At 62.6% G+C, this 19,599-nt stretch carries 19 protein-coding genes; 16 read left to right on the plus strand and 3 right to left on the minus strand.

What is annotated here, in order from left to right; all coding sequences use genetic code 11:
* Positions 1-286 (minus strand): aldehyde dehydrogenase family protein (locus tag L981_RS04765; RefSeq protein WP_043612293.1); only part of this gene is annotated, 286 nt, incomplete at its 3' end.
* Positions 287-506: 220 nt separating this feature from the next.
* On the opposite strand from L981_RS04765, the gene L981_RS04770 reads away from it, so the two are divergent.
* The 8 genes from L981_RS04770 to L981_RS04805 all read left to right on the plus strand — a co-directional run bounded on the left by L981_RS04770 (position 507) and on the right by L981_RS04805 (position 8,939).
* Positions 507-1,541: an ABC transporter substrate-binding protein gene (locus L981_RS04770; RefSeq protein ID WP_043612295.1), complete on the plus strand. Its 1,035-nt coding sequence runs from the start codon at positions 507-509 to the stop codon at positions 1,539-1,541.
* Between the two features lie 4 nt (positions 1,542-1,545).
* A complete protein-coding gene (locus tag L981_RS04775; RefSeq protein ID WP_043612297.1) occupies positions 1,546-2,349 on the plus strand; it encodes an ABC transporter ATP-binding protein in 804 nt (267 codons plus the stop codon).
* Positions 2,349-3,185 (plus strand): ABC transporter permease, encoded by an 837-nt coding sequence (locus L981_RS04780; RefSeq protein ID WP_043612299.1) that lies wholly within the window; start codon positions 2,349-2,351, stop codon positions 3,183-3,185. Before L981_RS04775 ends, L981_RS04780 begins: the two co-directional genes overlap by 1 nt.
* 113 nt (positions 3,186-3,298) lie before the next feature.
* Positions 3,299-4,654 (plus strand): FAD-dependent oxidoreductase, encoded by a 1,356-nt coding sequence (locus L981_RS04785; RefSeq protein ID WP_043612301.1) that lies wholly within the window; start codon positions 3,299-3,301, stop codon positions 4,652-4,654.
* Positions 4,651-5,808 carry a CaiB/BaiF CoA-transferase family protein gene (locus tag L981_RS04790; RefSeq protein WP_043612303.1) on the plus strand — a complete coding sequence of 386 codons (1,158 nt, stop codon included), beginning with the start codon at positions 4,651-4,653 and terminating at the stop codon, positions 5,806-5,808. The genes L981_RS04785 and L981_RS04790 overlap by 4 nt, the downstream gene beginning before the upstream one ends.
* Positions 5,805-6,578 (plus strand): enoyl-CoA hydratase-related protein, encoded by a 774-nt coding sequence (locus L981_RS04795; protein ID WP_043612305.1) that lies wholly within the window; start codon positions 5,805-5,807, stop codon positions 6,576-6,578. The genes L981_RS04790 and L981_RS04795 overlap by 4 nt, the downstream gene beginning before the upstream one ends.
* A 43-nt stretch (positions 6,579-6,621) precedes the next feature.
* Positions 6,622-7,545, plus strand: coding sequence for a LysR family transcriptional regulator (locus L981_RS04800; protein WP_043612307.1), 924 nt, complete (start codon positions 6,622-6,624; stop codon positions 7,543-7,545).
* Entirely contained in the window at positions 7,542-8,939 is a 1,398-nt protein-coding gene (locus L981_RS04805; RefSeq protein ID WP_043612309.1) for an amidohydrolase family protein, read from the plus strand. Before L981_RS04800 ends, L981_RS04805 begins: the two co-directional genes overlap by 4 nt.
* 54 nt (positions 8,940-8,993) lie before the next feature.
* On the opposite strand, the gene fdxA is transcribed toward L981_RS04805, so the two are convergent.
* On the minus strand, positions 8,994-9,332 hold the full coding sequence (gene fdxA / locus L981_RS04810; RefSeq protein ID WP_043612311.1) for a ferredoxin: 339 nt from the start codon (positions 9,330-9,332) through the stop codon (positions 8,994-8,996).
* Positions 9,333-9,467: 135 nt separating this feature from the next.
* On the minus strand, positions 9,468-10,100 hold the full coding sequence (locus tag L981_RS04815; RefSeq protein WP_043612313.1) for a TetR family transcriptional regulator C-terminal domain-containing protein: 633 nt from the start codon (positions 10,098-10,100) through the stop codon (positions 9,468-9,470).
* Between the two features lie 253 nt (positions 10,101-10,353).
* Between L981_RS04815 and L981_RS04820 the strand changes: the two genes are divergently transcribed.
* From L981_RS04820 to L981_RS04855, 8 genes are all read left to right on the plus strand, one after another.
* Positions 10,354-11,181 (plus strand): hypothetical protein, encoded by an 828-nt coding sequence (locus L981_RS04820; RefSeq protein WP_043612315.1) that lies wholly within the window; start codon positions 10,354-10,356, stop codon positions 11,179-11,181.
* 3 nt (positions 11,182-11,184) lie between these two features.
* Positions 11,185-12,810 (plus strand): GMC family oxidoreductase, encoded by a 1,626-nt coding sequence (locus L981_RS04825; RefSeq protein ID WP_043612317.1) that lies wholly within the window; start codon positions 11,185-11,187, stop codon positions 12,808-12,810.
* Positions 12,811-12,821: 11 nt separating this feature from the next.
* A complete protein-coding gene (locus tag L981_RS04830; protein WP_043612319.1) occupies positions 12,822-13,142 on the plus strand; it encodes an NIPSNAP family protein in 321 nt (106 codons plus the stop codon).
* A 113-nt stretch (positions 13,143-13,255) separates the two neighbouring features.
* On the plus strand, positions 13,256-14,281 hold the full coding sequence (locus L981_RS04835) for a BMP family ABC transporter substrate-binding protein (protein ID WP_043612434.1): 1,026 nt from the start codon (positions 13,256-13,258) through the stop codon (positions 14,279-14,281).
* Positions 14,282-14,421: 140 nt separating this feature from the next.
* On the plus strand, positions 14,422-16,002 hold the full coding sequence (locus L981_RS04840; RefSeq protein WP_043612320.1) for an ABC transporter ATP-binding protein: 1,581 nt from the start codon (positions 14,422-14,424) through the stop codon (positions 16,000-16,002).
* Complete coding sequence (locus L981_RS04845; RefSeq protein ID WP_043612323.1) at positions 15,999-17,036, plus strand: ABC transporter permease; 1,038 nt, start codon at positions 15,999-16,001, stop codon at positions 17,034-17,036. The genes L981_RS04840 and L981_RS04845 overlap by 4 nt, the downstream gene beginning before the upstream one ends.
* Positions 17,033-17,926, plus strand: coding sequence for an ABC transporter permease (locus L981_RS04850; protein WP_043612326.1), 894 nt, complete (start codon positions 17,033-17,035; stop codon positions 17,924-17,926). Before L981_RS04845 ends, L981_RS04850 begins: the two co-directional genes overlap by 4 nt.
* A gap of 57 nt (positions 17,927-17,983) precedes the next feature.
* A complete protein-coding gene (locus L981_RS04855) occupies positions 17,984-19,492 on the plus strand; it encodes an amidohydrolase family protein (protein WP_043612329.1) in 1,509 nt (502 codons plus the stop codon).
* The last annotated feature ends 107 nt before the right edge of the window (positions 19,493-19,599 follow it).

Genomic DNA, 19,599 nt, shown 5'->3' on the forward strand with positions numbered 1-19,599 from the left:
CTTCGGCCAATGTCTTGCCTTCCTCGCGCGACAACAGCTTTCCGAGTTCGTCCTTGCGGGCAAGGATCTCGTCGGCGGTTTTTCTCAGGATCGCATGGCGCTCGAGGATGCCCGAGCGCGACCAGGCCGGAAACGCCGCCTTCGCAGCGGCAATCGCCGCACGCGCATCATCGGCAGAGGCGCGGGCATATTCGCCGACCACGTCATTGGTGTCTGACGGGTTGATGTTGCGGAACGCTTCGCTACCGGCGATCCATTCCCCATCGATCAGGTTTTTCTGCACCATATCTATCCTCCGCGGCGCTCACACTTTGACTATGTCTCCGCTTATCGGACGCGATGGGGCCGGCAGAAAGAACAATCTTTCGACCCCGCCATTGCCGAAACGGCAAACCTGAAGGTCGGCCCGAGCGTTGCCGTATCGGCAATACCAACCGCTAAAAATTGTGCTTTATGAGATGCCAAATTCCATCATCATCGCTCCCATAACAAGCAAGGGGAACGATATGTCTCGTTTAATGATGAACCGCCGAGGTTTCCTTTCGAGTGCGGCCGCAATGGGCGCGATCGCTGCCACCCATAGCCTCATCAATGTTTCACCCGGCCTTGCGGCCGATTCCACCACCATCCGCATGCAGCTCGGTTGGCTGCCGTCGAACGGGCTTCTCGGAGAGCTCGTGGCCCGCAAGAAGGGCTACTACGCCGAACAGAACATTGAGCTCGAAATCGTGCCCGGCGGTCCGAATGTCGATGGCGTTGCGGGCGTTGCCGTTGGCCAGTCGACCATCGGCCAGATTTCCTCCAGCCCGTCCGTCATGCTGGCGCGTTCGGCCGGCGCGCCGATCAAGGCATTCGCCGCCGGCTACCAGAAACATCCCTTCGCCTATTTCTCCCGCAAGGCAAATCCGATCGCCAAGCCTCAGGACATGATCGGCAAGACGATCGCCGCGATCCCGACCTCGGTCATCCTACTGCGCGCGCTGCTCGCCAAGAACGGGATCTCGGAAGACCAGGTCAAGATCGTCAACATGGGCTCGGACATGAACCAGCTGGTGACCGGCCAGGCCGATGCGGTCTGTGGCTGGCTGACGAACGTCAACGCGCTGAAGGTGCTCGGGGATGACAGGGTCGATCTGACGCTCTGGGATGGCGGCATCCGGCTCTATGCCAATGTCTACTATACCACCGACGACCAGCTGCAAAATCACGCGGACCAGCTCGCAGCTTTCGTATCCGGTTCGGCCCGCGGTTGGGGTTATGCCCGCGACCATCAGGAAGAGGCCGTCGACATCCTGCTCGAATCCTACCCCAACCTCGACAAGGCGAGCGAACTGGAGGCCATCGGGCCGCTGATGAAGTTCGTGTTCAACGAAACCACCGCGAGCGAGGGCTGGGGTGGCATGGACCAGGCAAACTGGGCGGAGCAGATCAAGACCTATGCGGACCTCGGCCAGTTCACAGGTCCGGTTCCGAACGTCGACGACGTCTATACAATGGCGATCCTGGATGCGACCGCCGATGTCCGCAAAAGCGTAGGATAAGGCGATGCTGGAAACGCTCATCAGACCTGGCCAGGCTTCGGTCGGCAACGCCGCCGTGTCGGTGAAGAACCTTCACATTCGCTTTGGCGCGGATGATTCAGGATTTACCGCACTCTCGGATGTCTCGGTCGAGATACCGGCCGGCTCGCTCGTGACCATGCTCGGCCCATCCGGCTGCGGCAAGTCGACCTTGCTACGTACGGTCGCGGATCTCGTGCACATCACCGACGGTTCGGTGTCGGTGCATGGCCAGACGCCGCGCAAGGCGCGCGAGGGACGCGATTTCGCCTTCGTCTTCCAGGAAGCAACGCTGCTGCCCTGGCGCAATGTGATCGACAATGTGCGTCTCCCGTTGCTGGTGGGGAAACGTGAGGCGGGCGCGACCTATGCCGATCCGGAGGAGCTTCTCGCCCTCGTGGGGCTCAAGGGGCGTGAAAAGTCGATGCCGCACGAATTGTCGGGCGGCCAGCGCCAGCGCGTGGCGATCGCCCGCGCGCTGGTGACCCGCCCGCGTATTCTCCTGATGGACGAACCCTTCGGTGCGCTGGACGAGATCACGCGCGACAAGCTCAACGAAGAGTTGCTGCGCCTCTGGCAGGAAACCGGCACGACGATCCTCTTCGTCACCCATTCGATCCCCGAGGCGGTCTTCCTCGGTCAACATGTGCTGATGCTCGCCGCCCATCCCGGCCGCGTCAAAGAATTCATGAAAGTCGACCTCCCCTATCCGCGGTCCCTGGCGATGCGCGACACGGTCGAGTTCATCCAGGTGACCGCCCACCTGCGCAAACTTTTGGGAGAATGCTGATGGCCAATGCCCTTCCTTCACCGGCGGAAGGCCGCGCTTTGACCGACGGCAACCGGTTCCGAATCCTCGATAGCCTTGCCGCTGCGATCTTGCGGCATCTGCCGGCGACACTGGCGATCCTTGGCTGCATCCTTTTGTGGCAACTCGTCGTCTGGGGTTTTTCGGTGCCGACCTTCATGGCGCCCGGGCCGGTCGACGTCATCAAGGCCTTCGGCGAAAACGCCGGCGTGCTCTGGACGAACTTCTGGCCGACACTGATGGAGGCGGTTCTCGGCTTCGTCTTCGGCAACGTGATTGCCGTCCTTCTGGCGGTCTGGTTCGTCTATAGCCCGCTCGCGGAACGCGCCTTCTATCCGATCGCCGTCATCATCAAGTCGATCCCGATCATCGCGCTTGCTCCAATCCTGGTGCTGCTCGTCGGCAACGGCATTGCGCCGAAGATCATCATCGCCGGCCTGATCTGCTTTTTCCCGACGCTGGTCAACATGGTGCAGGGACTGAAGTCGGCGAGCCCCGCAATGCTCGATCTGATGCGCATCCTGTCTGCCAGCAATTCCGAGATTTTCTGGAAGGTTCGCCTGCCGGGCTCGCTGCCTTTCCTGTTCGCGGCGCTGAAGATTGCGGCAACCAGCAGCGTGATGGGCGCCATCGTCGCCGAATGGATTGGCTCGAGCTACGGTCTCGGCGCGCTCATCATCGAGGCGACCTACAATTTCCGTTCGCCGCTGCTCTATGCGACGGTGGTGATTGCGGCCTCGCTTGCCGTGGTTCTCTTCTTCGCCGTCTCCTACGCGGAAGCGAAGATCGTCCGCTGGAAGCCGACGACGGACCACTGACCCCCCAAACCCTTTGCTGCCGGACCTGGATACCCGGGTCCGGTCAACGACGAAGTCACTGGCTGTGAGCTCCTCACATTTCGCCGGACACTTCCCCTATGGAGGAAACGACTATGGAAACAATCAGAGAACCCCTGCGCAATGCACGGATCGTCGACCGCTCGGACGTCGTCGTCGTCGGCGGTGGCCCGGCCGGGATCTCCGCCGCGGTTTCTGCGGCACGCACCGGAGCGAGCGTCACATTGCTCGAACGCTATCCGTATGTCGGCGGCCTTGCCGCAGGTGGCATGGTTCTGGTGCTCGACGACATGGTCAACGGCGTCGAAATCACCGTGCGTGGCATCTGCATGGAAATGATCGAACGGATGAAGACGCTCGGGCTTTGCGTCACGCCGACCGATGGCGACCGCCAGCTCGATATTCGCGATACGCCGGAGGCCTGGCAAAAATGGGCGCGCTGGGGCCTGTTCGACTTCCACACGCCGTCTGCGCCGCACCCGATCTGCTATGCGGCCGCCTTCGATCCGGACGCCTTCAAGCGCGTCTCCTATGACATTCTTCGCGAATCCGGCGTGAAGCTCAGGACGCACAGCTGGTTTTCCTCGGCGATCGTCGAGAACGGCACGATCAAGGGTGTGGTCTGCCAGACGAAATCCGGTCGCGAGGCCATCATGGGCGACGTCGTCATCGACGCCTCGGGCGACCTCGACGTTGCCGCCGATGCCGGTGCCCAGCATACGGACGGCAATTTCATCCTGACGACGGTTTCCCGCTGGGGCGGCATCGACACTGAAGCCGCCGAGCGCTTCGAATTCGAGGAGCCGGAAAAGTTCAAGGCAATCGATCACGAGGCCAAGCGTCTGATCGGTGGTTGCTGGTCGTTCTGGTGGCTGAAGACCCCGCTACCGGGCGTCATCTGGCTGAATTGCCCGCACATGCCGAAGCTCTCCGGCCTCCGTGTCGAAGACCTGACCTATGCGGAAGTCGAGGGCCGGGGCCGCATTGCACGCCTGCTCGACTTCGCCCGCGCCAACCTGCCGGGCTTCGAAAATGCCCATGTGATCGACTTCGCGCCGCAGACGGGCGTGCGCCAGTCGCGACTGCTCCAGGGCGAATATGTCGTCACCAAGGACGACGTGATGAACCGCCAGCACTTCACCGACACGGTGTGCCGTGGCCGCGACTACTACACGCCCTATAGGGCCATGCTGCCCAAGGAGGTCGATCAGTTGATCGTCGCGGGCCGGCATTACTCCGCGACCATCCAGGCGCAGAAGTCGAGCCGCGAGATCCCGCCGTGCATGGCGATGGGCGAGGCGGCGGGTGTTGCCGCCACCGTCGCGCTCAATGCCGGCGTCAAGGTGCGGGACGCCGATGTCATGGCGATCCAGAAGCAGCTGCGGGCGCAGGGCGCCGATCCCGGCGACGTACCATCCGAAAATGCAACCTATCTGGAGGCCGCAGAATGACGTCTCTTCCCCTCGACGGTATCCGCGTCGTCGATTTTACCCAGGTCATGCTTGGCCCGTGCTGCACGCAGATGCTGGCCGACTACGGTGCCGAGGTCATCAAGGTCGAAAAGGCCAAGATCGGCGACCTCTCGCGCTGGTCGCTGGGTTCGGACCCGGATGGCCTCAACAATCCGGTTTTCTCGTCGCTCAACCGCAACAAGAAGAGCCTCGCGCTCGACCTCAAGCAGGACGAGGCACGGGCGGCCGTCCGCGCGCTGATCGACACGGCCGACGTGGTCGTCAACAATTTCCGCCCTGATGTGATGGAGCGCATGGGCTTCGGCTATGAGGAACTCAAGCGGACCAACCCACGACTGATCTACGCTGTCGGGACAGGATTTGGCCTTGAGGGTCCCTACCGACACAAGGGCGGGCAGGACATCCTGGCGCAGGCGCTTTCCGGTGTCATGCGGCGCAAGTCCGATGCCAGCCATCCACTGTCGATCTACGCGACGCCGCTTGCCGACTACTCGGCCGGCATGCACCTGGTGCAAGGCATTCTGCTCGCCTTGCTGCATCGGGAAAAGACCGGGCACGGGCAGCAGGTGGCGGTCAGCCTCTACAGCTCCATGCTCGCCATGCAGATGCAGGAAGGCACCACGCACATGATGCGGGAAAAGGACCTGAACTGGGGCGCCTTCCCGCTGACCGGCGTATTCGAAACCACGGATGGCGCCATCGTCATGGTCGGCGCCTTCAAGCAGAATCCGCTGCGCGACATCTGCACTGCGCTCGAGATCGAAGACCTGTCCCTCCAGCCGCAATTTGCCGACTTCGACGCGCAGATGCAGCGCCGCCCGGAATTGCAGCAGGTCTTTCGAGAGGCGTTTGCGAAGAACAGCAGCGCCCATTGGCTCGGCCGGCTGGAGCAGGTGGACATTCTCTGCGCACCGGTGCGATCGCTTCCCGAAGCCCTTGACGACGAGCAGACGACGATCAACCGCATGATCCTGGAGGCCGGCGAAACGAAGGCCGGGCCGATCCGGCTGGTCGGCTCGCCGATCGACATGTCGGCGGCGACCGTGACGGTGCGCATCGCTCCGCCGAAGCTCGGCGAGCACAATGACGAGGTCCTTTCGGGGCTTTCCGTTCGCCGGGGAGATGCGGCATGAGCGTCACATTCGTCGTAGAGGATCGCGTCGCCAGCGTCACGCTGAACCGCCCGGAACGGATGAATGCGGTCGATGCTGCAACCGAACGCGAACTGGAGGCGATCTGGCAAGAGATCGAAGCGCGCGACGACATCAGCTGCGTCGTGCTGACGGGCGCCGGCGAACGGGCATTCTGCGCCGGGGCGGATCTGAAAGGGGCCGAAAAGACCGGTCTTGAATACTGGACCGAAAGCCGCCCGAACGGCTTCGGGGGACTGGCGTTTCGCCGCTCGCTCGACGTGCCTGTTATCGCCAGGGTCAACGGCTACGCACTCGGTGGCGGGTTCGAAATGGTGCTCGGCTGCGATATCGTCATCGCCTCGACCGAGGCGGCGTTCGGCCTGCCCGAGGCCCGCGTCGGGCGCCTGCCGCTCGATGGCGGCATGGTGCTTCTCCAGCGCCGGATCCCGCACAATCTTGCCATGGGTGTGCTGTTGACCGGCCGCCGGTTCTCTGCAGCCGAGATGCATGCCTTCGGCATCGTCAACGAACTGGTCGAACCGGGTGCGCTCGACGCGGCCGTTGCCCGCTGGGTGAAGGAGATCGTCGCCTGTGCGCCGCTCTCGCTGCGCGCCATCAAGCAGACGGTCAATCGCACCGGGCATCTGTCTCCGGCCGAGGCCCAGGGGCTGCGCACGCCCGCGCTCGTCAAGGCGCTGAACAGCGAGGACGCGATGGAAGGCGTCATCGCTTTTCAGGAGAAGCGCGCGCCCGTTTGGAGGGGACGATGAGCGTGTTATAGGTCGGGGCCCAGGGGAGGAGGGGTCCAATCGAATGCACGCCAGCATCCTGAAATACTTCGTCTCGGTCGCGCGATCCGGGTCCATTCGCAAGGCCTCCGAGGAGCTTCATGTCGCGTCCTCGGCGGTCAGCCGGCAGATCAAGAAACTGGAGGACGAGCTTGGGATAGCGCTCTTCGAGCGGCTCTCGAATGGCTTGCGGCTGACAGTTGCCGGGGAAAACGTGTTGCGCCACGCCAGGGTGACGCTGGAAAATTTCGAACTGCTGCGCAGCGACCTCGGCGCCCTGCAGGGGAAAAAGACCGGTCGCGTGCAAATGTCCTGTCTCGACAGCCTGGCCATCCAGTTCCTGCCGGACATGGTCAACGCGTTCCACAGCATCCACCCCGGCGTGAGCTTCCACATCCATACCGCCGGTCACGGCAATATCAGCAGCCTGGTCGCCGAAGGCGATGTCGATATGGGCATGACCTTCGATCTCGCCCGGCCTGACGATACCGAGATGCTCTTTCGCGTACCGATGCCGCTGATGGCTTTCGTTGGTCGGGAACACCCGCTGGCCAAACAGCGGCAGGTCTCGCTTGCCGAATGCGCCCAGTACGACCTTCTCCTGCAGCTCGACACGCAACCGATCCGCTCGCTCATCGAAATCGAACTCTCGGTCTTCGAGCGGACCGGGCGGCCGTTTGTTCTCTCGAACAGCCAGATGATGCTCAAGCCATTCATCCTGTCCGGTCAGGGCGTGGCGTTCTTCACGCCGATCGGATTCCTTGCCGAGATCAGGTCGGGCGATCTCGTCGCCATACCGCTTTCCGGCTCGCGTCTTCAGAACCTGCATATCGGGATTCTGGTGCAGCGACGTCGGCAGCGCACGCACGCGGCCGAGGCCGTTATCGAATTCGTTGGCGCAGAACTGCAGAAGTTCAGCGACCAGATCATGGAGGCTATTCATCCGTGAGTGCAGCATCCGTTCCCGGGCGGCTTCTCCTGCGACCTGGCCACGAGGTTGCAGAGCGCGCGCCAAATCTCTTGGACCATTTGCCTGAGGGCGCCTCATGGACGGCGGTCCCGGCCGGTGCTCTGCTGATGCCGCCGCCCGTCAACGCCCATGACCATGGCTATGGCATCCGCACACTTGATTTTGGCAATGTCGACGATGCCCTGGAAGTGTGGATCCCGGGACTGCGGCTCCGACCGCGAACCGACCCCTATCTGGAAGCGCTGGTGGCCTTCTCGAGGTTGGCGCAAACGGGCGTCGGCGGGACCATGCATTGCCATAATTCTCTGAACATCGACCGTCTCGTCGACGAGGCCGGTGCGGTCATGCGGGCGGCGAGCGAGGTCGGCATAAGGCTTGCGCTTTCCTGCCCGCTTCTCGACTACGATCCGTGGGCCTATGACGGCGGGCCTGAGCGATTGCGGCCGTATCTCGCTCCGGCAGACTGGGACGATCTCAGCGCCTCGATCCCGAAGTATGCGTCGCCATCAGTGCAGATCTCGGCAGCCGACGCGGTCGCCGCGGCCAATACAAGTCCGTTGATCGATGTGCAGTATGGTCCGATCGGGCCGCAATGGTGTTCCAATACACTGCTCGAAGCGATCGCCGAGGCCTCTCACGCAACCGGCCGGCGCATTCACATGCATCTGCTCGAAAGCCCGAGGCAGAGGCAATGGCTGGATCGACGCTTCCCGCAAGGGGTCGTCCGATATCTCGACGAGATCGGCTTCCTCTCGCCCCGCCTTGCCGTCGCCCACGGCGTCCAGCTCAGATCGGACGAGCTGGAACTGCTGGCTGCGCGCGGCGTACAGCTCGTTTCGAACCCGTCGGCGAACTTGCGCCTGCGGTCAGGTGTTGCACCGGTCGCCGCGCTTCCGGCAAGCGGTCCCGCCTTCGCGTTTGGCCTCGACGGAACGGGCTTTGACGACGACCAGGATCTCTGGCGCGAATTGCGCCTTGCCCATCTTTTGCATGGCGGCCGCGACTTGACGCGAGCTTTTACGCCGGGACGTGTCTTCGATGCCGCGATCCATGTCGGCGCCAAGGTGGTGAATGCGCCGGCAAACGAAGACCTGGTCCTCGTGGATTATGCTGCGCTGATTGCCGACAGCCTGATGAACGACCTGGATGAAGCGGAGGTGCTGCTCACGCGGATGACGGCCGCGCATGCAAAGGCGCTCTATGTCGGCGGACAGGAGATCATGTGCGATGGACGGTTGACCCGGGTCGATTTCGAGGCCGCCCGCGCCGAGCTTCTGCAGCAGGCGCGCGCTGACCTGCCGCGGCTGACCGCCGAACGCGGACGCGTGACCAAGCTGGCCGCGGCAACAAAGGCCTATTACGCCGGCTGGTGAGCGCGCCGACAAGGCGGTAGGCGTCGCCCTCCGGTCTGCTAAGGGGCGAACTTGCTAAGCGGTCGCCGTTGCCTTCTCGAAGGCGGCAACGAACGGATGGTCCTGCGTCGTGGAGGACTCCTTGCTCCAGCCGCCGGGCGACCCCATCCCCGTGACGTCGGACCCGAAGAACTCCTTGTTCACAGCGATGAAATGGCGCTGGCTGTCGGGTATCTCCTGATCCCAGACAATGGCATCGACGGGACAGATCGAAAGACAGAGGCCGCAATTGATACATTCGTCGGGGTGGATGTAGAAGGTGCGGCCACCCTCGTAGATGCAGTCCACAGGACAGGCGGCGGTGCAGTCGCCATCCTTTATGTCGATGCAGGGTTCGGTAATGACATAGGCCATCTTGCGGATCTCTGAAGCGTTGCTTGCCCGGCCAATTATTCAGAGTTTCCCTTGCCGAAGAAGCATAGATATTCGCTATGTCGATTGCCGAAAAGGCAACGGACAGGGCTTGCGTAAGGTGCTTGCCGGTCCGGCTCAGGGCTGCCGGAGAATGCCTCTCAGGATCGTCTCGGTGATCGTGGCGGCCGCCTTTTCATAGTCGTCGGCTTTCAAGCGGGGCTTTCTGAGCGCATCGACGGCGACAGGTTCGAAGTCCGAGTAAAACTGCGTCGACGCCCAGAGCATGATGAAAAGATGGCGCGGATCGACCGGCAGCATCTTGCCGGCGGCGATCCAGCCCTCGACGACGGCGACATGGGCATCCGTGACCTGGCGGATATGCTCGCGATCCTTCCGGGACAGGAAGCGCGCGCCCTGAATGATCTCGCTGGCAAAGAGCCGGGATTCGGCCATGTTCTTGCGCGTGTATTCGAGTTTCGCCTTGATGTAGAGCTTGAACGCTTCTGCCGGCTCCCGCTCCGGCGAGATGTATTTCAGCGCATCGTCCCAGCTGGCGATGAGATGCGCGATGATGGCGGTATAGATCTCTTCCTTGGACGAGAAGTAGTAGTAGACATTTGCCTTGGGCAGCCCCGAAGCCTCGGCAATCTCGGCGATGCGCGTGCCGTCGAAGCCCTTGCGGGCAAAGATTTCGATCCCGGCCTTGATGATGAGCCGCATGTTGCGTTCGCGGATGCGCTCTTCGGGATCTCGTACTGCCCTTGCCATATGGTTTCGCCTCCATCTCGCTTCGCACCAGGCAATCGTGCGTGGTGGCGGGACTGCTTTCGCAATTGCCGCGTTTTCCAGCGAAAAGCAAGCGTATCGACCTTCGCCGGAAAGTTGACGATATGGTCAGAAAAACTTGACCGAGTCGTCATTTTTTATCTTTTTGAAAGTTGACACTTTGGTCAGCTTTTGTCTAGTCTCACCTTCAACGAACGGAAGAGGAGCCGTGATGCCGATGCGCTTGAGGGAGGCAATGGCGGAAACGTTTGCGGGCTGGGAGGACGACCTTCCGCCTGTTTGGCGCGATGCGCTCGGCGCCGTCGGCGACGATTTCTCCCGCATCGATGCGGACCTTGATCTCGAACCGTGGGAACCCATCTTCCCGGTGCGCCGCGGCCGGGTTTTTCCCGGTCAGCCACGGGGCGCACATGCGCTCGCGGCGTTTGACGGCATTGCACCCGATGGCGTGCGCTGCCTCGTGCTTGGGCAAGATCCTTATCCCGAACCGGGTTTTGCAACGGGGCGGGCGTTCGAGGCGGGCAACCTGGCGGCGTGGGGCGAGCTGGACAAGATGTTCTCAAAGAGCATCCGCGCCTATATGCAGCTGATCGCGGCTGCACGGCTGGGCGACGAAGACCTCGCGCGCGATTTCGGCCGGTGGCCGGATGTGCGGCATCTGCTTTGCGATCCCGCAGGGTCGTTCGAGCCGCCGAACCTGATCGCAGATCGTTGGGTCAAGGAGGGGGTCCTCCTGCTCAATGCGTCGCTGACGCTTTCTCGCTTTCGTGTCGATATCGATCCGCACCAGTCGCGCGGTCACCTTGCCTTCTGGCGGCCGTTGATGCTGCGCGTGGTCGAAACGCTTTTGGCGCGCGGTAAGCCAATCGTCTTCCTCGGCTTCGGTGGCGCGGCTGCTGACATCTTTGCAGAAGCCGGCGTTGCCGAAGGGCGCAAGGGCAATGTCGCCTATATCCAGCGCGAGCATCCCGCCTTTGCCGACAAGGTGCTCGGCCGGGAAAATCCTTTCCTTCTCAGCAATTCTCATCTGGAGGCGATGGGCGACCGGCCCATCGCATGGTGACCCATGGCGCGTAACCCGGAATATGATTTCATCATCGTTGGTGCGGGCTCGGCCGGTTGTGTTCTCGCCAACCGCCTGTCGAAGGATCCGACAAACCGCGTGCTTTTGATCGAGGCTGGCGGCAAGGATCGCAACCCCTTGTTCCGGTTGCCGATGCTGATGGGCAAGCTGTTCCATTCGGGTATCTACAACTGGCATTATCACACGGAGCCGGAGCCCCATCTCAATGGCCGCTCGCTCTATTGGCCTCGGGGCAAGGTGCTGGGCGGGACGTCCACCATCAACGGCATGATCTACGTGCGCGGCAATCGCCATGATTACGACCGTTGGTCGCAGCTCGGGCTGCCCGGCTGGTCCTATGACGAGGTGCTTCCGGCATTCCGACGTTCCGAGACCCATGTCGAGCGTAAGGACGCTTTCCACAGCGGCGACGGAGAGCTCACCGTCTGCCGGGCACGCGGCAACAATCCGCTGATGGACGTGTTCTGCGAGGCGGGCATCCAGGCGGGTTACCCGGCCAACGACGACTTCAACGGAGAGACGCAAGAAGGCTTTGGCCGCTACGACTTCACCATCCGCAAGGGAAAACGGTGGTCCACTTCGTGGGCGTTCCTGCGCCCGGCGCTCGGCCGTAAGAACCTCACTGTGCTGACGAGGGCGGAACTCACGCGTCTGATCATCGAAGGCGACAGGGCGTGCGGCGTCGAGTATCTGAAGGATGGCGTCCTGGGACGCGCCCGGGCGGCGCGGGAGGTGATCCTCTCCTCAGGCGTGGTCAATTCGCCAAAGGCGTTGCTTCTCTCCGGCATCGGGCCGGCGGACGAGCTTCGGGCGCTTGGCATCGCGCCGGTGCTGGACCTGCCGGGCGTCGGCAAGAACCTCCAGGACCATGTCGACTGCGTCATGAGCTGGGAATGCCGCGAGCCGATCACGCTGTTCAGCGATCTGCGGGCGGACAAGCTCATCCCCGCTGTTGCCCAGGGCATGCTGTTCGGCGAGGGCGTCACCACGACGTTCCCTTATGAGGCGGGTGCCTTCATCCGTTCGAACGATGGCCTGATTGCGCCCGACATTCAGCTGCATTTCATGCCGGCGCTGGAAAAGACAGCCAATCTGCACTTCCCCAATCCGTTCCGAAAGAAGCAGGCGGTGGAAGCCAACCACGGGTTCACGATCCGCGTCGGCCCCGTCAATCCGGTGAGCCGCGGCGAGATCACGCTGCGCTCGGCGAACGCGACGGACAAGCCGAAGATCCAGGCCAATTACCTCCGCGACGATTTCGACGTGCGAACGATGATCGATGCCATCCGGCTGACCCGCGACATCGTCGGCCAGAAGGCTTTCGACCGCTATCGCGGCAAGGAGCTGGCTCCGGGGCCGGAAGCGCTTGACGATGCCACTTTGACCCGCTGGCTGCGGGCGACCGCGATGACGACGTTTCATCCGGTCGGGACCGCCAAGATGGGCAACGACCGCATGGCTGTGGTGGACGCGCGGCTCAAGGTGCGCGGCATCGAGGGGCTGCGGGTCGCGGACGCTTCGATCATGCCCGTAATCTCAAGCGGCAACACCAACGCGCCAGCCATCATGATCGGCGAGAAATGCGCCGAATTCATCCTGAACGCATAGGGAGTAACCTGATGATCCTGGAACACCGCACCTACACCTTCAAGCCCGGCACGGTCGATAAGTGGATGAAGAAGTACGAGGCGGACGGCTTGCCTGTGCAGAAGCGCCATCTGAACAAGTTCGTTGGTCTCTATGTGTCGGAACTGGGCACGCTCCACACCACGGTTTTGATGTGGGCCTACGACAGTCTCGCGGACCGAGAAGCGCGCCGGACGGCCATGTATGCCGACCCGGACTGGCAGAAGTTCATCTCCGAAGTCTGGGCGCTGGACGCAATCCAGAAGCAGGAGGTGATGATCATGAACCCGGCCCCCTATTCCCCGCCCCTTTGAGGCGGGAAGCGGCGCAGGGCATTGCCTGCGCCCTGGCATGCGCATGAGAAACGACAAGACAAAAAGAGGGAACAATCATGACGGACAAGACTGGAAATGGCGCACAGCACATGATGCATCGCCGGACATTCCTGCAGGCGAGCGCGGGTGCCGCGGCGCTGGCCTTTGCGGCAACCATCGTCCCGGAGTTCGCCCGCGCGTCCGGAGGGCTGGTCGCCCTGGTGCACACGCAGGCTGCAGGCGACAATGGTCCGGTGGACCAGATGATCGCCAAGCTCAAGCAGCTTTCGGAAGAAAAGGGTTTTGAGTACCGCGCCATTTACGCGCAGGACCCTGCAACCTATGAGACTGTCTACCGCACGCTCGGCGACGCCGGCGCGGCGATCATCGTCTCGACCTTCAACGAAGTGGCCGAGCCCTTCAAGGCGCTCGCACCTTCCTACCCGAATACCAAGTGGATCCAGCTGTTCGCCGATCCCTTCGAGCCGGCAATCCCGAATGTGGTGACCGTCTCCTACGACTACTATCTCGGTTGCTATCTCTCGGGTGTCTTCGCGGCCAAGATGACCTCGACCGGCAAGACTGGCTTCATCGGCGGCGTTTCCATTCCGCCGCTCAACGCAGATTTCAACGCGTTCAAGGCCGGCGTGCAATCCATTCGACCGGATGCCACGGTCATCGCTGCCTTCGCGGGTTCGTTCCAGGACCCGGCAAAGGGGCAGGAAATTGCGACCCAGATGTACAATGACGGCATCGACTACATCCAGACCGATGCGGCTGCCACCGACGGCGGCATCATTGCCGCTGCGAATGAGAAGGAAGGCCGCATGGTGAGCTGCCTTGCGCCGGGGCAGTATGAACTCGGCCCGAAATCGCTGATCTCGATCGTCAGCCTCGACTTCGGCATCTCGCTCTACAACGAGGCCGGCAAGGCGGTCGGGCCCGACTGGAAGGGTGGCGTGCACGAGCATACGGGTCTCGGCACGGGCGTCATCGACTTCATTCTCTCGCCGGTCTTTGCCGAGCAGGGGCCGGTGGATCTGAACGCCAGGGCGAAGGAAGCGCTGGTAGAGGTCGACAAGGTTCGTGCCGGCATCCTCGATGGATCCATCAAGGTGCCTTTCAACACCACCCTTTGATCTCCCGGTGCTGGCTGCCGAGCCACGCCGATCGTTCGAAAGACGTCGGTAAGGCCTCCCCCTTGGGGAGGTCACTGGGGTTCGCGGACCGGTTCTAGCCCTTTTGACGGCCGCGACGCCTGCTCTCGATGGGAAGCTCAATGTCCAAATCTGCGAAATCGGCTCTGGAGTGCCGCAACGTCACCGTCAAATTCGGAGACGTGACGGCATTGTCGGAGGTTTCAGCTTCGTTCGCGCCGGGGCAAATCCATGCGGTTGTCGGTCAGAACGGCGCCGGCAAGACCACCTTTGCCCGCGTGGCGGCCGGCCTGGTCCAGCCCACTTCCGGCGCCGTCAATGTGATGGGACACGACATCCGGACGGGGCAGGTCAGCGAAAGCCGGGCCGCCGGCGTGGAACTCGTCCACCAGAGCTTTGCCTTGCCGCCGTCCTTCACGGTTGCCGAAGCCATGGAGTTTGGCGCAACGGGCAGGGGCGGCGTCTTCAGCCGCAAGGGTCTCGTTGAAAAATGGCGGGGGCATCTTGCGGGTCTCGACGTTCAGGTCGATCTGAACCGGCGGATCAGGGACCTCCCGATCGAGACACAGCAGGGGATAGAGATTGCCCGCGCGCTGGTCACGGATGCGCGCGTCCTCATTCTCGACGAGCCAACGGCGGTCCTGTCCCCGGCCGGCATCGACATGCTGTTCGCGCGCGTTCGCCGCCTTAAGGAACGTGGGGTCACAGTCATCCTTATCCTTCACAAGATCCGCGAGGTGCTGGGCATCGCGGACACAGTCACGGTGTTGCGGGGCGGCCGGAAGGTTGAAGGGCCGCTGCCGGTCGCGGAAGTTTCAAGTGAGCGGCTGGCCAACCTCATCGTCGGCGAGGCCATAGCCAAGACGCTCGGTGGCCAAGACCGCGATGCATTGGTCGGAACGAAGCCAACCGGGCATGGGAACTCCGATCCGCACACGCATGCGGTCGGGCCTGCCATCCTTTCGATGAAAGCCGTCTCCACGAGGCCGGACAGCGGGGGTATCGCTCTCGATGCCGTCGACCTCGAGATCCGCCCGGGCGAGATCGTCGGCGTCGCCGGGGTGGAAGGCAATGGGCAGAAAACCCTCGTGCGGGCGATCTCCGCACTCGCAGATCTCGAAGGCGGAACGATCAATCTCACTGGGCATGACGTGACCTGGCAGCCACTTGCCGCACGCCGCAAGATCGGCCTTAGGATCATTCCCTTCGAGCGCAATGTGGAGGGCCTCAGCCTCACGAGCTCCCTCTGGCAAAACTGGAGCGCGCGCGAACTGTTGCAGGGGAGCTTGCTCAAGGGCATTCGGCCCGCTGCGATCCGCGAAGCTTGCGACCGGTCGCTAAAGGCGTGGAGCGTCCACTATAACAATTCCGGGCAGAGGGCCGGGTCGCTTTCGGGCGGCAACGCGCAAAAGGTGATCCTTGCGCGGGAAATCGATCCTGAGGCCAAGCTGATCATTGCGGCCCAGCCGACACGCGGCCTCGACATCGGGGCGACCGCCTTCGTCTGGCAGGCCCTGCGGCAAGCGCGCGACCGTGGCGCGGCCATACTCTTGATCTCGTCGGATCTCGACGAGCTCTTCGACATATCGGATCGCGTCGTGGTGATGCTGTCGGGACGCCTGAATGGCGAGTTCCAAGCGCCCTTCGACATAAGCGTTGTGGGGGCGGCCATGACCGGTGCCGCGGCGGGGGCAAGCGCATGAAAGACAGTCTCATCACCGTCGTTCGCAGCCTGATCTTCGTGACGTTCGCGCTCATCCTTTGCGCGCTCGTGTTCCAGCTTGCCGGCTATAATGCGCCGGTGACACTTTGGGCGGTGCTCGACGGGGCGTTTCTCAGGACCGGGGCGATCGAGCAAAGTCTCCGATGGGCACTGCCGCTGTTCATAACGGCCGTCGGTGTCGGCATCTCCTTCCGCGCGGGATTCTTCAACATCGGTGCCCAGGGGCAGTTCTATGTCGGTGCGATTTGCGCCGCCTTCGCAGCCGAAGCGGTAAGAGGCGGGCCCGCCTTCCTCGTGATCCCGACCCTGCTTCTAGCCGGCATTCTCGGCGGTGCACTCTGGGCGCTCTGGCCGGGATTGCTGCGGCTTCGCTCCGGCACCGACGAGGTTATCACCACGCTCATGGGCAACTTCATGGCAGGCCTGCTGCTCGTCTATGTCACTTCGGGGCCGCTCAAGGATCCCTCGGGTTCCGGTCAGCAGGCATCGAGCCGTCCGCTGGACCCGGCCTACCGCATCTCGGATTCGCTCGGTCTTTCGCCAACGATCATCGTGATTGCGGTCGCTGTCGGCATCCTGATGTGGCTGCTGGTCAACCGGACCGCCTTCGGGGTTCTGGCAAGCCTTGCCGGCCGCAACGGCACCATGGTGGAGTGGCAGGGCGCACGTCTCTGGAAGCTCGGCCTCTCGAGTTTCCTGATATCGGGTGCGCTTGCGGGTCTTGCCGGTACCATCGAGTTCATGGGGCCGAACGGCCGCATCGCCTCCGGTTTCCTGCCGGCCCATGGGTTCACGGCGATCCTGATCGCGCTCGTCGCCAACCTCTCCGTTCTCGGGACGGCTGTGGCCGCGGTGTTCTTCGGCGGGCTGGCGTCGGCGGCGCTCTATCTGCCGATCATGGCCGGGCTGCCGTCGGCGGCGATCGACATCATCAATGCGGCGATCGCGCTGTTCATAACGGCAAGGTCGACCGTCATCGATAAGGTGCTGCGTCTCGGAGGGCGCAAGACATGAACGAGATCATCATCTCCATTCTGCGTTCCGGCACGCCGCTGATCTATGTCACGCTCGCCGGCGTGATCGCGCAGCGGGCAGGGGTCTGGAACCTCGGGCTCGAGGGACTGATGATCATCGGTGCCTGCGCAACAATTCTCGGCATCATGCTCACCAAGTCCGTTGGCGCTGCCATCCTGATAGCCATCATAGCCTGCGTCTTGGCCTCGGTGCTTCTGTGGTTCGTCATCGACAGGCTGAATGCCAATCCCATTATCGCCGGTCTTGGGCTGACGGGCCTTGGCATCGGCGGTACGGCGTTGGCCGTCCAGTCGATCTTTGGCACCCAGGCAACCGTGACGGCTCCCTTCGGCATCCCCAAACTCGGGCCGGCCTTTGGTTCCTATGGCGTGCTGTCGGTCACCGTTGCCGCGATGCCCTTCGTCGTATTCGCCATGTGGGTGCTGTTGCGACGAACCCGTTTCGGCCTGCGGCTCGCCGCCTGCGGAGAGCATCCCTTTGCCGCGCGCGGCGTCGGCGCCAATCCTTCGCGTATGCGGCTCATAGCGCTTTCGATCGGTGGCGTTCTGTGCGCCATTGGCGGTGCGGAACTTGCCGCGGGCAGCCTGCAATTCTTTGCCCAGGGCATGACGGCCGGTCGCGGCTTCATGGCGTTTGCGGCGGTCATCTTCGGCGCCGCCCATCCGGTTGGCGCCACCTTCGCCGCCCTGTTCTTCGCCGTCGTCGGCGCCATCGGCATCCGGGCGCAGTTGACGTTCGGCGACAGGATCCCGCACGACCTCCTGCAGGCCTTGCCCTATCTGGCAACGGTATTCGGCGTCTGGCTTTCGGGAAAACTTCGCGGCGGAGCGAAAGCCGCGAGCTCTTTTGCTGAACTCAGGGATCAATAGCTACGCTGTGCGACGGGCGCCACCATCGGATCGGTCACTAACTTTCGGGACGCTGTCATGAGCGAAATTCTCATCCGCAATGCGACAATAGTTGCGATGGACGGCGCTCACGGCGCAACGCCATTTGCCGCCGACATCCTGATCGAAGGCACCGAGATCAGATCCATCGGGTCGGGACTTGCGGCTGGGCCAGACGCTCAAATCTTCGATGGGCTCGGCAAGCTGGTCATGCCGGGACTGGTCAATGCCCATACGCATTCCAGCGAGACATTCCTGCGGGGGCGTTATGAGCGCATGCCGCTCGAAGTCTGGCTGCTCTATGCCTATCCCCTTCTGATGAATGACCCGATCGGCGAGCGCTTGCTGTACCTGCGCAGCCTGCTCTTGGCGATGGAATCTCTGCGCAACGGCGTCACGACGCTTTGTGACGATTTCTTCGACCCGCCGCGGCACGATCTCGATCGGCTTGCCACCGTGTTTCGCGCCTACGACGATGCCGGCATCCGGGCCAATGTCTCAAGCGCCGCGATGAACGTGCATACGCTCGACGCGCTGCCTTTCGCCCGTGAAGTGATGCCCGCGGCGCTGCAGGATCTGCTTGATTTCGGCCCGCCGATGTCGGCTGAAGCCTATGCGGATTATTGCCGGGCTGCTTTTTCCAGCCTGCATGGCATGTCTGGTCGCCTGCGGTTCATGATCGCCCCGTCGGCGCCGCAGCGCTGCACGCCGGATCTCATGGCCGCCTGCATGGACCTGGCGGTGGACAAACACGTGCCGTTCCACACGCACATCCTCGAGACCAAGACGCAGGCGGTAACGGGGCTCGTTCGACACGGCAAGTCGCTGATCGCCTACATGCACGACCTTGGGCTTCTAAAGCGCAATACGACCATCGCACACTCGGTATGGGTGAGCGACGACGACATCGAGCTCATGGGACAGGCGGGCGTCTCCATCGCTCATAATGCCGTCTCGAACCTGAAGCTTGGCGCCGGCATCGCGCCGATCCGCCGCCTGCTCGATGCCGGCGTCACCGTTGGCCTCGGCACCGATGGCGTTTCGTCGAACGATACATCGCGCATCTTCGACGTCATGCGTGTCGCCGGTCTCGTACATAGTGCTGCCGGCACCGACTATGAGAGATGGCTGAAGGCGGACGAGATTCTCGCCATGGCGACCATCGGCGGCGCGAAAACGGCGATGCTGGAGCAGGTGACCGGCTCCCTCGAAGTCGGCAAATCGGCCGATCTCCTGGTCCTGAACATGCGCAACTATCCCTTCCAGCCTCTCAACGATATCGCCAAGCACCTTGTCTATTCGGAAAATGGATCCTCGATCGAGACGGTCATGGTTGCCGGACGGGTTGTGATGCAGGATGGTCGTCTGACCACGGTGGATGAACAGGCCGTGCTCGATGAGATTTCCGAACTCGTACCGGCCTATCTTGCCGAACATGCCGAGCTTGAGCGCCGCAATGCGATCTTCGAACCCGCCATGACACAAATCCATCGCATGGCGACCGGGATGGATCTCCCGCTCAACCGATACCAGGGCGATATGGTGTGAACTAAACTGGCGCAGCACACGATATCGGCCAACAACACCGATCGTCCGCCAGCGCATTTTGGGCGTATGAGGCCAAAGGGTCCGGCAGGGCCGTCTGCCCCAAGATC

It is taken from the genome of Ensifer sp. ZNC0028 (assembly GCF_000799055.1).
GTDB lineage: Bacteria > Pseudomonadota > Alphaproteobacteria > Rhizobiales > Rhizobiaceae > Ensifer.

Excerpts from the sequence above, each read along its gene's own strand:
- L981_RS04770 (WP_043612295.1), top strand. The coding sequence starts at position 507 with ATGTCTCGTTTAATGATGAACCGCCGAGGTTTCCTTTCGAGTGCGGCC.
- L981_RS04775 (WP_043612297.1), top strand. The coding sequence starts at position 1,546 with ATGCTGGAAACGCTCATCAGACCTGGCCAGGCTTCGGTCGGCAACGCC.
- L981_RS04780 (WP_043612299.1), top strand. The coding sequence starts at position 2,349 with ATGGCCAATGCCCTTCCTTCACCGGCGGAAGGCCGCGCTTTGACCGAC.
- L981_RS04785 (WP_043612301.1), top strand. The coding sequence starts at position 3,299 with ATGGAAACAATCAGAGAACCCCTGCGCAATGCACGGATCGTCGACCGC.
- L981_RS04790 (WP_043612303.1), top strand. The coding sequence starts at position 4,651 with ATGACGTCTCTTCCCCTCGACGGTATCCGCGTCGTCGATTTTACCCAG.
- L981_RS04795 (WP_043612305.1), top strand. The coding sequence starts at position 5,805 with ATGAGCGTCACATTCGTCGTAGAGGATCGCGTCGCCAGCGTCACGCTG.
- L981_RS04800 (WP_043612307.1), top strand. The coding sequence starts at position 6,622 with ATGCACGCCAGCATCCTGAAATACTTCGTCTCGGTCGCGCGATCCGGG.
- fdxA (WP_043612311.1), bottom strand. The coding sequence starts at position 9,332 with ATGGCCTATGTCATTACCGAACCCTGCATCGACATAAAGGATGGCGAC.
- L981_RS04815 (WP_043612313.1), bottom strand. The coding sequence starts at position 10,100 with ATGGCAAGGGCAGTACGAGATCCCGAAGAGCGCATCCGCGAACGCAAC.
- L981_RS04820 (WP_043612315.1), top strand. The coding sequence starts at position 10,354 with ATGGCGGAAACGTTTGCGGGCTGGGAGGACGACCTTCCGCCTGTTTGG.
- L981_RS04825 (WP_043612317.1), top strand. The coding sequence starts at position 11,185 with ATGGCGCGTAACCCGGAATATGATTTCATCATCGTTGGTGCGGGCTCG.
- L981_RS04830 (WP_043612319.1), top strand. The coding sequence starts at position 12,822 with ATGATCCTGGAACACCGCACCTACACCTTCAAGCCCGGCACGGTCGAT.
- L981_RS04835 (WP_043612434.1), top strand. The coding sequence starts at position 13,256 with ATGCATCGCCGGACATTCCTGCAGGCGAGCGCGGGTGCCGCGGCGCTG.
- L981_RS04840 (WP_043612320.1), top strand. The coding sequence starts at position 14,422 with ATGTCCAAATCTGCGAAATCGGCTCTGGAGTGCCGCAACGTCACCGTC.
- L981_RS04845 (WP_043612323.1), top strand. The coding sequence starts at position 15,999 with ATGAAAGACAGTCTCATCACCGTCGTTCGCAGCCTGATCTTCGTGACG.
- L981_RS04850 (WP_043612326.1), top strand. The coding sequence starts at position 17,033 with ATGAACGAGATCATCATCTCCATTCTGCGTTCCGGCACGCCGCTGATC.
- L981_RS04855 (WP_043612329.1), top strand. The coding sequence starts at position 17,984 with ATGAGCGAAATTCTCATCCGCAATGCGACAATAGTTGCGATGGACGGC.